The organism is Cupriavidus necator (assembly GCF_013141915.1).
In the GTDB taxonomy this organism is placed as follows: domain Bacteria; phylum Pseudomonadota; class Gammaproteobacteria; order Burkholderiales; family Burkholderiaceae; genus Cupriavidus; species Cupriavidus necator_B.
On sequence record NZ_SROX01000036.1, the window covers coordinates 1 to 11679 of the forward strand.

11 protein-coding genes and 2 pseudogenes are annotated in these 11679 nt (G+C 68.6%); 12 read left to right on the forward strand and 1 reads right to left on the reverse strand.

The window, feature by feature from the left end:
* From E5S69_RS31945 to E5S69_RS31990, 10 genes and pseudogenes are all read left to right on the forward strand, one after another.
* Window positions 1-856: pseudogene (locus E5S69_RS31945) on the forward strand (DNA polymerase III subunit gamma/tau); the annotation flags it as partial.
* A 65-nt stretch (window positions 857-921) separates the two neighbouring features.
* On the forward strand, window positions 922-1254 hold the full coding sequence (locus E5S69_RS31950) for a YbaB/EbfC family nucleoid-associated protein (protein WP_062800650.1): 333 nt from the start codon (window positions 922-924) through the stop codon (window positions 1252-1254).
* Between the two features lie 7 nt (window positions 1255-1261).
* Window positions 1262-1876 (forward strand): recombination mediator RecR, encoded by a 615-nt coding sequence (gene recR / locus E5S69_RS31955; protein ID WP_171518307.1) that lies wholly within the window; start codon window positions 1262-1264, stop codon window positions 1874-1876.
* An 88-nt stretch (window positions 1877-1964) separates the two neighbouring features.
* Complete coding sequence (locus tag E5S69_RS31960; RefSeq protein ID WP_171518308.1) at window positions 1965-2870, forward strand: LysR substrate-binding domain-containing protein; 906 nt, start codon at window positions 1965-1967, stop codon at window positions 2868-2870.
* Between the two features lie 177 nt (window positions 2871-3047).
* Window positions 3048-4244 carry a CaiB/BaiF CoA transferase family protein gene (locus E5S69_RS31965; RefSeq protein WP_171518309.1) on the forward strand — a complete coding sequence of 399 codons (1197 nt, stop codon included), beginning with the start codon at window positions 3048-3050 and terminating at the stop codon, window positions 4242-4244.
* Window positions 4241-5212 (forward strand): hydroxymethylglutaryl-CoA lyase, encoded by a 972-nt coding sequence (locus E5S69_RS31970; protein WP_171518310.1) that lies wholly within the window; start codon window positions 4241-4243, stop codon window positions 5210-5212. The genes E5S69_RS31965 and E5S69_RS31970 overlap by 4 nt, the downstream gene beginning before the upstream one ends.
* 49 nt (window positions 5213-5261) lie before the next feature.
* Window positions 5262-6278 carry a Bug family tripartite tricarboxylate transporter substrate binding protein gene (locus E5S69_RS31975; protein ID WP_171518311.1) on the forward strand — a complete coding sequence of 339 codons (1017 nt, stop codon included), beginning with the start codon at window positions 5262-5264 and terminating at the stop codon, window positions 6276-6278.
* 179 nt (window positions 6279-6457) lie between these two features.
* The gene (locus tag E5S69_RS31980; protein ID WP_171518312.1) at window positions 6458-7501 is read left to right on the forward strand and encodes an ABC transporter substrate-binding protein; all 1044 of its coding nucleotides are present in this window, start codon (window positions 6458-6460) and stop codon (window positions 7499-7501) included.
* 134 nt (window positions 7502-7635) lie between these two features.
* Window positions 7636-8448, forward strand: a complete 813-nt coding sequence (locus E5S69_RS31985; protein ID WP_171518313.1) for an ABC transporter ATP-binding protein — start codon at window positions 7636-7638, stop codon at window positions 8446-8448.
* A 43-nt stretch (window positions 8449-8491) separates the two neighbouring features.
* On the forward strand, window positions 8492-9283 hold the full coding sequence (locus E5S69_RS31990) for an ABC transporter permease (RefSeq protein ID WP_171518314.1): 792 nt from the start codon (window positions 8492-8494) through the stop codon (window positions 9281-9283).
* Between the two features lie 215 nt (window positions 9284-9498).
* Here E5S69_RS31990 and E5S69_RS31995 read toward each other — a convergent pair whose 3' ends face one another.
* Window positions 9499-10473 (reverse strand): NADPH:quinone oxidoreductase family protein, encoded by a 975-nt coding sequence (locus tag E5S69_RS31995; RefSeq protein WP_171518316.1) that lies wholly within the window; start codon window positions 10471-10473, stop codon window positions 9499-9501.
* A gap of 219 nt (window positions 10474-10692) precedes the next feature.
* On the opposite strand from E5S69_RS31995, the gene surE reads away from it, so the two are divergent.
* Window positions 10693-11445 carry a 5'/3'-nucleotidase SurE gene (gene surE, locus E5S69_RS32000; RefSeq protein ID WP_171518315.1) on the forward strand — a complete coding sequence of 251 codons (753 nt, stop codon included), beginning with the start codon at window positions 10693-10695 and terminating at the stop codon, window positions 11443-11445.
* A gap of 43 nt (window positions 11446-11488) precedes the next feature.
* Window positions 11489-11679, forward strand: a pseudogene (locus E5S69_RS32005) (protein-L-isoaspartate(D-aspartate) O-methyltransferase); the annotation flags it as partial.

Genomic DNA, 11679 nt, shown 5'->3' on the forward strand with positions numbered 1-11679 from the left:
CGCGGCGCAGCGGCCGCCGGCACAGCCGTTGCGCGCCCCTGCGGCCGCAGCGGTGAGCCGTCCGGCTGCTGCCCCGGCCCCGGCGGCACGGCCGGCGCCGCCGCAGTCGCTGCAGCCGGCCAGGCCTGCGGCAGCGCCCGGGGCGCGGCCCGTGACAGCCAAGCCGCAGCCCGAATCCGTGCCGCCCTGGGAAGTTGCCGGGGGGGGCGATGTGCCGCCGTGGGAAGAACTGCCGCCCGACCTGCCGGTCATCGGTCCGTATGACAGCGACCCCGGCTACAACGACTACGGTTTCAGCGAGCCGGCGCCGCGCGCCACGGCATCGCGCAACGGCGCTGCCCGCCCGGCGGCGGCCCCGGTGCGCGAGGCCGAGCCGGCCCGCGAGCACCCGGTCTTGCCGGCGACGCCGGCACCAGCGGAATCCGCCAGATTCGTCGCGCCGCGCCCGCCAGCGGCGGGCGAAGACGGCACCCCGCCGGCCTTCACCGGCGACTGGCCGGTGCTGGCCGCCGGCCTGCCGCTGAAGGGCCTGGCGCAGCAACTGGCTTACCAGAGCGAACTGACACAGGTGGTCGGGCGCACCTTCCACCTGCGCATCCCGGTTGCGGCGCTGGGCGAGAACGGCGTCGCCGAGCGCCTGCAGCAGGCGCTGTGCGACCACTTCGGCGAGCCTGTGCGGGTGGTCTGCGAAGTGGGCGGGGTCACGGTCACCGCCGCCGCGGCCGACGCAGAGGCCCGCGCCGAGCGCCAGCGCCAGGCCGAGGCCGCGATCGAGGCCGATCCCTTCGTGCAGGGGCTGCTGCGCGACTTCGGCGGCCAGATCGTGCCAGGCTCGATCCAGCCGCGCGCCGCCTGACCGGCGGCTTTTGCCTTACCGAATTTCCGTCACCGAACTCTTACCGAATCCAGGAGCATTCCATCATGATGAAAGGTCAACTCGCCGGGCTGATGAAGCAGGCCCAGCAGATGCAGGAAAACATGAAGAAGATGCAGGAACAGCTGGCCCTGATCGAGGTCGAGGGCCAGTCCGGCGCCGGCCTGGTCAAGGTGGTCATGACCTGCAAGAACGACGTCAAGCGCGTCACCATCGACCCCAGCCTGTTGGCCGAGGGCGAGGACAAGGACTTGCTGGAAGACCTGGTCGCCGCGGCGTTCAACGACGCCGTGCGCAAGGCCGAGGCCACCACGCAGGAAAAGATGGGCTCGATGACCTCGGGCCTGCCGCTGCCCCCGGGCTTCAAGCTGCCGTTCTAAGGCCATCGTGAAAGCGTCGTCGCCGACTTCGCTGCAGGCGCTGGTCGAGGCGCTGCGGGTGCTGCCCGGCGTCGGGCCCAAGTCCGCTCAGCGCATGGCCTACCACCTGCTGCAGCACGACCGCGAGGGCGCGCGCAAGCTGGGCGACGCGCTGCGCGGCGCGGCGGACCATATCCGCCACTGCCAGCGCTGCAATACCTTCACCGAGCAAGAAATCTGCGCCACCTGCCTGGACGACCGCCGCGACGCCTCGGTGCTGTGCGTGGTCGAAACGCCGGCCGACCAGGTCATGATCGAACAGACCCTGACCTATCGCGGCAAGTATTTCGTGCTGATGGGCCGGCTTTCGCCGCTGGACGGCATCGGCCCGCGCGAGATCCACCTGGACCGGCTGCTGGCGCGTGCCACCGAGCCCGAGCTGGGCGGCCCGGTCGGCGAAGTCATCGTCGCCACCAATTTCACCAGCGAAGGCGAGGCCACCGCGCATTACATCGGCGAGATGCTCAAGGCGCGCGGCCTCAAGGTGTCGCGCCTGGCGCGCGGCGTGCCGGTGGGCGGCGAGCTCGAGTATGTCGATGCCGGCACCATTGCCCGCGCGGTGATGGACCGCCGCAACCTCTGAGCGGCGTCGCGCCGGCCGGCGTGGCGGTCGCGCCCACTGGCCGGCGCGCGCTTGCCGCTTTCCCGTTCTTTTATTTCCCGCCCGACCCATGAACCTGGCCCGCTTCGATCTCGTCACGCTTGGCTTGTTCGTTGCCGTGGCCCGGCAAGGCAGCATCTCGGCCGGCGCGCGCCAGTCGCACCTGGCCGTGGCGGCGGCGAGCAAGCGCATTTCCGACCTGGAAACCGCGGTCGGCGCGCCGCTGTTCTTTCGCCATGCCGCCGGCGTGCAGCTGACCGAAGCCGGCCAGGCCTGCTTCCACCACGCGCTGACCATCCTGCAGGACGTCGAACGCATGGCCGGCGTGATGTCGGACTACGCCTCGGGCGTGCGCGGGCAGGTGCGCGTGTGCGCCAATACCTCGGCGATCACGCAGTTCCTGCCTGATGACCTGGCCTCGTTCATGCAGCATCATCCGACCATCCGCATCGAGCTGGAGGAGCAGAACAGCCGCGACATCGTTGCCGCGCTGGTCGAGAACCGCGCCGACGTCGGTATCTTTGCGGACCGTACGCCAGCCGCGGGGCTGATGACGGTCGAGTACCGCCAGGACGAACTGGTCATCATCACCCCGCCCAACCATCCGCTGGCCGCGCGTGGCCCGGTGCACTACGCCGACACGCTGGAATTCGATTTCGTCAGCCTGCCGCAGGAAACCTCGCTGGCCGCGCGCCTGCTGGAAGAGAGCAGCCGGCTGGACCGGCCATTCCGGCTGCGCATCCAGGTACGCAGCTTCGACGCCATGTGCCGCATGGTGATGGCCGGGCTGGGCGTGGGCGTGCTGCCGCGCATCGCGGCCGAGCCGCACGTCAAGTCGATGGGGCTGTCGCTCGTGGCGTTGCAGGACCCCTGGGCGCGCCGCTCGCTGCTGATCGGGTTGCGTGACCCGGCCGGCCTGACGGTGTCCGCGCGGCTGCTGATCACCCATCTGTGCGGGGACCGGGTGCCGTTCTGACGCGCCCGTCACGAGGCTTTGCCAAGCCTTTCGCGTTCCAAGAAAGCCCGCTTCTCCGATTGCCGATTCCTGGCAAGCCCCGCGCTGGGGCAAACTCCGTCCGAACGCAATGTATGGCATGCCAGTCAATGGCGCTGCCGCACTGCAACAAGACTGCCGCAATGCACGGAGACACCCATGGCGCAACAGATCCTCGAGGGCATTCGCGTCCTCGAACTCGGACAACTCATCGCCGGCCCCTTCGCCGCCAAGACCCTGGCCGACTTTGGCGCCCACGTCATCAAGGTGGAGCCGCCGGGGCAGGGCGACCCGCTGCGCAAATGGCGCATGCTGCATGAAGGCACCTCGGTCTGGTGGGAAGCGCAATCGCGCAACAAGGAATCCATCTGCATCGACCTGCGCCAGCCGAAAGGCCAGGCGTTGGTGCGCAAGCTGGCCGCCGAGGCCGATGTGCTGATCGAGAACTTCCGCCCCGGCACCATGGAGAAATGGGGCCTGGGCTGGGACGTGCTGCATGCCGACAACCCGCGCCTGATCATGCTGCGCGTGTCGGGCTACGGCCAGACCGGCCCGAAGAAGGACGAGCCCGGCTTTGCCGCCGTGGCCGAGGCCATGGCCGGCCTGCGCCACCTGACCGGCGAGCCCGGCCGCGCGCCGGTGCGCGCCGGCCTGTCGCTGGGCGACACCATCGCCGGCCTGCACGGCGCCATGGGCGTGCTGCTGGCGCTGTACCAGCGCGATGCCCGCGGCGGCGAAGGGCAGGTGATCGACGTGGCGCTGTACGAGTCGCTATTCAACCTGAGCGAAAGCCTGCTGCCGGAATACTCGGCCTTCGGCGCGGTGCGCCAGCCCGCCGGTGGCGCGCTGCCGGGAATCGCGCCGTCCAACGCCTATCCCTGCGCCAGCGGCGAGTACGTGCTGGTCGCGGCCAACGGCGATGCCATCTTCAAGCGCATGATGCTGGCCATCGGCCGTGCCGATCTGGCTGACGATCCGGCGCTGGCGCAGAACGACGGCCGCGTGCAGCGGGTCGACGAGATCGATGCCGCCATCGCCGCCTGGACCCGCACGCAGACCGTGGAGTCGGTCCTGGCAGTGCTGCGCGACGCTCAGGTACCGTCCGGCCGCATCTATACCGTCAAGGACATCGCCGAAGACCCGCACTACCGCGCCCGCGGCGTGATCGAGTCGGTGACCTCGGCCGGCGGCCTGACCGTGGAAGTGCCTGGCGTGGTGCCCAAGCTGTCGGCCAGCCCCGGCGCCATCCATGACCGCGCCCCGGCGCTGGGCGAGCATACCGATGCGGTGCTGAAGCAGGCCGGCTTCGACGACGCCGCCATCGCCGACCTGCGCGCGCGCAAGGTGATCGCATGAGCGCCGCCGCCAGCCTGTTGCGCGGCCCGGCCCGCGTCGAGATCAATGAAGTCGCGCCGCGCGACGGCCTGCAGATCGAGCCGATGGTGGTGCCGACCGACGCCAAGGTTGCCTTCCTCGATGCGCTGTCCGCCTGCGGCTTCGCGCGCATTGAAGCCACCTCATTTACCTCGGCGCGCGCCATTCCCGCGCTGGCCGACGCCGAGGCGCTGATGCACCGCATGCGGCGCCAGCCGGGCGTGCGCTACACCGCGCTGGTGCCCAACCTGCGCGGGCTGGAGCGCGCGCTGTCGTGCCGGCCCGACGAGGTCAACCTGGTGATGTCGGCCAGCGAGACCCACAACCGCGCCAACCTGCGCATGACGCGCGCGCAATCACGGCAGCAGCTGCTGGCGATGATTGCCGCGGCGGGCGCGGCCGGCGTGCCGGTCAATGTGTCGCTGTCGACCGTATTCGGCTGCCCGTTCGAGGGCGAGGTCGATGCGGCCGAGGTGATGGCGCTGGCCAGCGGCTTCGCCGAGGCCGGCGCGGCCGGCATCACGCTGTGCGACACCACCGGCATGGCCTATCCGAACCAGGTCGCGGCGCTGTGCGAAGCCTTTCAGGCCGCGCTGCCGGCAACCGGCCTGACCATCCACCTGCACAACACGCGCGGCATGGGCCTGGCCAATGCCGTGGCCGCCTGGCAGACCGGCGTGACGCGCTTCGACGCGGCCGCCGGCGGCCTCGGCGGCTGCCCCTACGCGCCCGGTGCCAGCGGCAATGTCAGCACCGAAGACCTGGTCCACATGTTCGATTGCATGGGTGTCGAGACCGGCGTCGACCTGGGCGCGCTGCTCGGCGTGGTGGCCGGCATGCCGGCGCTGGTCGGCCGCGACATCCACAGCCAGTTGCTGAGCGCCGGCCCGCGCCTGCGCACGCACCAGCCGCCGGCCTGGATGGCAGAGCATTTTGCCGGGCAAGCATAGCCCGGCACCCACAACAACAACGCATTCCCACAAGATATTGGAGACCTTCATGAAACACAGCCTTCAACACAAGCCCGCCATGCCCGCACGGCGCAAGGCCGTCGCTGTCACCCTGGCCGCGATCGGCGCGGCGTGGTTCGCCCCGGCGGCGCTGGCGCAGGACGGCAGCTATCCCGGCCGGCCGGTAACGCTGGTGGTATCGGCCGCGGCCGGCGGCACCACCGACCTGGCCGCCCGCATGATTGCCGAGCCGCTGTCCAAGGCGCTTGGCCAGCCGGTGGTGGTCGATAACCGTCCAGGCGGCAATGGCGGTATCGCCGCGAACCTGGTGGCGCGCGCCAAGCCCGATGGCTACACGCTGATGCTGCAGTACTCGGGCTTCCACGTGATCACGCCGCTGCTGGTGAAGAACCTGTCGTGGGACCCGGTCAAGGACTTTGCGCCGGTGGCCAATATCCTGTCGGCGCCGCAGGTGCTGGTGGTGCGCCCAAGCCTGCCAGTCAAGTCGCTGAAGGAGCTGGTGGCCTACGCCAAGGCCAATCCGGACAAGCTTAACTACGCCTCGTCGGGCAACGGCTCGCTGCAGCATGTCTCGACCGAGCTGCTGAACCAGATGGCCGGCACGCATATCACGCACGTGCCGTACAAGGGCACCGGTCCGGCCATGACCGACCTGCTGGGCGGCTCGGTGGACCTGACCATCACCACGCCGCCGCCGCTGATGGCCCATATCGCCGCCGGCAAGCTGCGCCCGCTGGTGGTGACCAGCAAGACCCGCCTGCCCAGCCTGAAGGACGTGCCGTCGGCGCCCGAGGCCGGCTACCCCGACCTGGACGTGTCGTCGTGGTTCGCGATGTACGCGCCGGCCGGCACGCCCAAGCCGGTGATCGACAAGCTGACTGGCGAGATCGACAAGATCATGCGCACCGAGGCCTTCCGCAAGAAGGCCGAGGAATTGGGCGCCGAAGCCAAGTACATGAATCCGCAGCAGCTGGCGCAATACCAGAAGGCGGAGCTGGCGCGCTGGGCCAAGGTGATCAAGTCCGCGAACATCCAGGCGGAATGACCGCAGCGCTGCGGCAAGGTGATCGAAAGGTAAGGGCGCTAAGCTGGCGGGTTTGCTAGGTGTTGATACCGATGCGGTGCGCTGCACCGTCCGGTAGCATCGCAATTTGCCGCACCGCGGCGCGCCCCCTTCGAGCGCACGTTGCCGCAGCGCCAGTCCACACGGGTAGGAGATCTCGCATGTATAACAAGAAATTCTGGAAGCAATTCCTGATCGCGCTGGCGCTGTTCCTGGCCGGCTGGTTCACCTTCGGCCAGGCCCAGGCACAGGGCAAGCCGGAGAAGACCAAGGTCACCATCGCGGTGGGCGGCAAGAACCTGTTCTACTACCTGCCGCTGACCATTGCCGAGCGCCTCGGCTACTTCAAGGACGAAGGGCTGGACGTCGAGATCGTCGACTTCGCCGGCGGCGCCAAGGCGCTGCAGGCGGTGGTGGGCGGCAGTGCCGACGTGGTCTCGGGCGCCTACGAGCACACCATCAACTTGCAGGCCAAGGGCCAGCGCTACCAGGAATTTGTGCTGCAGGGCCGCGCCCCGCAGATCGTGCTGGTGGTCTCGAACAAGACCATGCCCAACTTCAAGTCGGTCGCCGACCTGAAGGGCAAGAAGATCGGCGTGACCGCGCCGGGCTCGTCGACCAACATGATGGCCAACTTCGTGCTGGCCAAGGCCGGCCTGAAGCCGTCGGACGTATCGTTCATCGGCGTGGGCGCCAGCGCCGGCGCGGTGGCGGCGATGCGTTCGGGCCAGATCGACGCGATGGCCAACCTGGACCCGGTGGTGTCGATGCTGACGCAGAAGAACGAAGTGCGCGTGGCCTCGGATACCCGCACGTTGAAGGACACCCAGGCGGTGTTCGGCGGCAACATGCCGTCGGGCTGCCTGTATGCGTCGCAGGCCTTTATCCAGCAGAACCCCAACACCACGCAGGCGTTGACCAACGCCATGGTGCGCGCGCTCAAGTGGCTGCAGAAGGCGGGTCCGTCCGACATCGTCAAGACCGTGCCGGAAAGCTACCTGCTGGGCGATCGCGCGCTGTACCTGGCGGCGTGGGAGAAGGTCAAGGAAGCGATCTCGCCGGACGGCACCATGCCGGCCGACGGCCCGCGCACCGCGCTCAACGCGCTGGGCCAGTTCGACGCCGAACTGAAGGGCAAGTCGATCAAGCTGGAAGAGACCTACACCAACGCCTTCGTGCAGAAGGCCAACGCCAAGTACAAGTAATTTTCTTGCCGTCGCTGCCATCGGCCCGCTGCCCGCAGCGGGCCTTTGCTTTGCGGCAACGACGGCCCATCCATCATCACTCGCCCGCGCCGCACCCCCCCAGCGCCGCCACGGCGGGACCGAGACGGTTCACCATGAGCATTCCCGCACTTTCACTCGACCAGGTCACCTGCACCTTTGTCTCGCGCGATGACCGCAGCCAGCGCTATACCGCGGTCAGGGACGTCACGCTGGCGATCCAGCCCGGCGAATTCGTCTCGGTGGTGGGTCCTACCGGCTGCGGCAAATCGACGCTGCTGAACGTCGGCGCCGGCCTGCTGGAGCCTTCCAGCGGCGAGGTGCGCGTATTCGGCGAGCCGCTGCGCGGCATCAACCGGCGCGCCGGCTACATGTTCCAGACCGAGGCGCTGATGCCGTGGCGCAGCGCGCTCGATAACGTCGTCGCCGGCCTGGAGTTCCGCGGCACCGCGCGCGCCGAGGCCGTGCAGCAGGGCGAGGAATGGCTGCGCCGCGTAGGCCTGGGCGGCTTTGGCGATCGCTATCCGCACCAGCTGTCGGGCGGCATGCGCAAGCGCGTGGCGCTGGCGCAGACGCTGGTGCTCGATCCCGACATCATCCTGATGGACGAGCCGTTCTCGGCGCTCGACATCCAGACCCGCCAGCTGATGGAGAACGAAGTGCTGGAGCTGTGGGCCGCCAAGCGCAAGGCCGTGCTCTTCATCACCCACGACCTGGACGAGGCCATCGCCATGAGCGACCGCGTAGTGGTGCTGTCGGCCGGCCCGGGCACGCATCCGATCGGCGAGTTCGCGATCGACCTGCCGCGTCCGCGCGACGTCGCCGAGATCCGCAACCACCCGCGTTTTGTCGAGCTGCACGCCGCCATCTGGGACGTGCTGCGCGAGGAAGTGCTCAAGGGCTACGCCCAGCAGCGCAAGGTGGCCTGAATCGTCCCGGCCTGCGTCCCAACTCAACAAGAACTGAATCCCGATGGCCTTCCGTACTGATTCCAAGGGCATGCTGCGCGTCTGGCAGCTGCTGGTCCTGGTGGTGATCCTCGGCGTGTGGCATGCGGCCACGCGCTCGCAACAGGTTGCCTTTTTCTTTGGCGAGCCGCTGATGGTGGCGCAACGCATCTGGAGCTGGTTTATCGTCGAGCGCGATATCTACCTGCACCTGGGCGTGACGTTGATCGAAACCGTGCTGGCCTTCGGCATCGGCACGGTGGCAGGGCTGGGCGTCGGCCTGTGGCTGGCGCTGAGCCCGCTGACCTCGGCCATCCTCGATCCCTACGTGAAGGCCATGAACTCGATGCCGCGCGTGATCCTGGCCCCGATCTTCGCGGTCTGGTTCGGCCTGGGCATTTGGTCGAAGGTGGCGCTGGCGGTGACGCTGGTGTTCTTCATCGTCTTCTTCAACGTCTACCAGGGCGTCAAGGAAGTGAGCCCGGTGGTGCTGGCCAATGCGCGCATGCTGGGCGCCAACCAGAAACAGCTGCTGCGCCATGTGTACCTGCCGAGCGCGACCAGCTGGGTGTTCTCGTCGCTGCATACGTCGGTGGGGCTGGCCTTCGTCGGCGCGGTGGTGGGCGAGTACCTGGGCTCGGCGCGCGGCGTGGGCTACCTGATCCTGCAGGCCGAGGGCACGTTCGACATCAATACCGTGTTTGCCGGGATCGTGGTGCTGACGGCGTTTGCGCTGGTGCTGGACTGGATGGTCGGCATCGGCGAGAAGCGGCTGATGAAGTGGCAGCCGCAGAGCGGGGAGACGGAGAAGCTGTGAACTAAGCGTTGCCGCGGGCTTGCTCTCCTCTCACCCTTGCGAGAGAGGGGGCGGGGGCGAGGGCAGGCGGCATCCACGCCGGCGCCGGCTCAGCCTTCACGCCGGCGTTCACACAGGCAACTCGTGGCGGTTCGCCTCGCAAGGCGCAAGGGTGTAGCCACACTTCCTGCGCCTTGCTTTTTTGGCGGCCGGTGCCAAGGCATCGCCGGGCGCCGTCACGGCACGATCACGATCTTGCCGGTGACCTTGCGCGCTTCCATGTCCTTGAGCGCCTGCGCAGCCTGCTCCAGCGGATAGCGCGCTGAAATATGCGGGCGGATCTTGCCTTCCTTCATCCAGCCCAGCATCTGCGCCATGTTGGCCTGGTTGGCTTTCGGTTCGCGCCGCACGAAATCGCCCCAGAACACGCCCACCAGCGAGGCCCCCTTGAGCAGCGCCAGGTTCAGCGGCAGCCGCGGGATCTCGCCGTTGGCGAAGCCCACCACCAGGTAGCGGCCACGCCAGCCGATCGAGCGGAATGCCGGTTCGGCATAGATGCCGCCGACCGGGTCATAGATCACGTCCGGGCCCTTGCCGTCGGTCAGCGCCTTGATGCGCTCGCGCAGGTCTTCGGTGCTGTAGTTGATGAGGGCGTCGGCGCCGTGCTGCTGGCACACGGCCAGCTTTTCGTCGGTGGACGCGGCCGCGATCACGCGCGCGCCGATGGCCTTGCCGATCTCGATCGCCGCCAGGCCGACGCCGCCGGCCGCGCCCAGCACCAGCATGGTCTGGCCCGCCTTCAGTTCGCCGCGGTCGATCACCGCGTGGTGGGAGGTGCCGTAGGTCAGCGTAAAGGCCGCCGCGGTCTCGAAGTCGATGCCAGCCGGCATCGGCACCACCGATGCCGCCGGCGCCCTGGCCTGGCTAGCGAAGGCGCCATTGCCCAGGTACGCGATCACCTTGTCGCCGGGCTTGACGTGGGTGACGCCTTCGCCCACCGCGTTGACTACGCCGGCCAGTTCAGAGCCCGGGGTGAACGGCAGTTCAGGCTTGGCCTGGTATTTGTTCTGGATGATCAGCACATCCGGGAAGTTGACCGCGGCCGCCTTGACGTCGATGACCACTTCACCCTTGCCCGGTACCAGGTCGGGTAGCGTTTCGATGGTCAGCGAATCGGGCGGACCCCAGGCTTTGCACAGTACGGCTTTCATCATGTCTCCGGTGGTGGTGTTGGCATGCCGCGCCAGTCAAGCTTACGCGGGCCGGCGGGGCAAGTGTAGCGCAGGAATAGCACGGTCGTTCTGTTTCATGCGGAAGGCATGGAGACGGTTATTTGCCGGCTGCATACCGCGCCGGCGCCGCGTCGCTGCGGCCCCGCATCGGGCGGCGCGCGGGCCGCTTGGGCGCCTGCGCTCAGGTACAATCGCGGCATGCATATCCTTCTCGCCAACGACGACGGTTATCTCGCGCCGGGACTGGCCGTTTTGCATGCTGCGCTCGCGCCGCTGGGCCGGATCACGGTCATCGCGCCGGAGCAGAACCATAGCGGCGCCTCCAATTCCCTGACCCTGCAGCGCCCGCTGTCGATCTACGAGGCGCGCGAAGGCGTGCAAAAAGGTTTTCGCTTCGTCAACGGAACGCCCACCGACTGCGTGCACATCGCGCTGACCGGGCTGCTCGAGGAAAAGCCCGACCTGGTGGTGTCCGGCATCAACCAGGGCCAGAACATGGGCGAAGACGTGCTGTACTCCGGCACCGTCGCAGCCGCGATCGAAGGCTACCTGTTGGGGATTCCCTCCGTGGCCTTCTCGCAGGTCGACAAGGGCTGGGAACACCTTGACGCCGCCGCGCGCGTGGCGCGCACCGTGGTCGAGCGCATCATCGGCACGCCGCCGGCCGAGCCGTTCCTGCTCAACGTCAATATCCCCAGCCTGCCGTTCGAACATATCCGTGGCTATCGCGCCACGCGCCTGGGCAAGCGTCATCCGTCGCAGCCAGTGATCACGCAGGTGAACCCGCGCGGCGACACCAATTACTGGATCGGCCCGGCCGGCGATGCACGCGATGCCAGCGAGGGCACCGACTTCCACGCGACCGCGCAGGGCTATGTCTCGCTCACGCCGTTGCAGCTGGACCTGACCCACCGCGGTCAGCTCGACGCGCTCGACCAGTGGCTGAAGTAGGGCCCCCGGTCCCGAGCCGCAGAATCGCCGCGCCGCGCCCCCGATGAGTTCCACGCCCCCTCGCAAGTTCCCGCTGCCGCTGGATGCGGTGGTCGAACGCAAACCTGCGCCTGCGCGCACCGCCGGCATGCCTGCCGTGGGCGCGCCGCGGCCAGCCGCGCCCACGCCCGCGCCGGCCAAGCCCCGCCTGCCGCGCACCGCGGCGCCGGCGGCGCCGCGCCCGGCGGCGGCCGC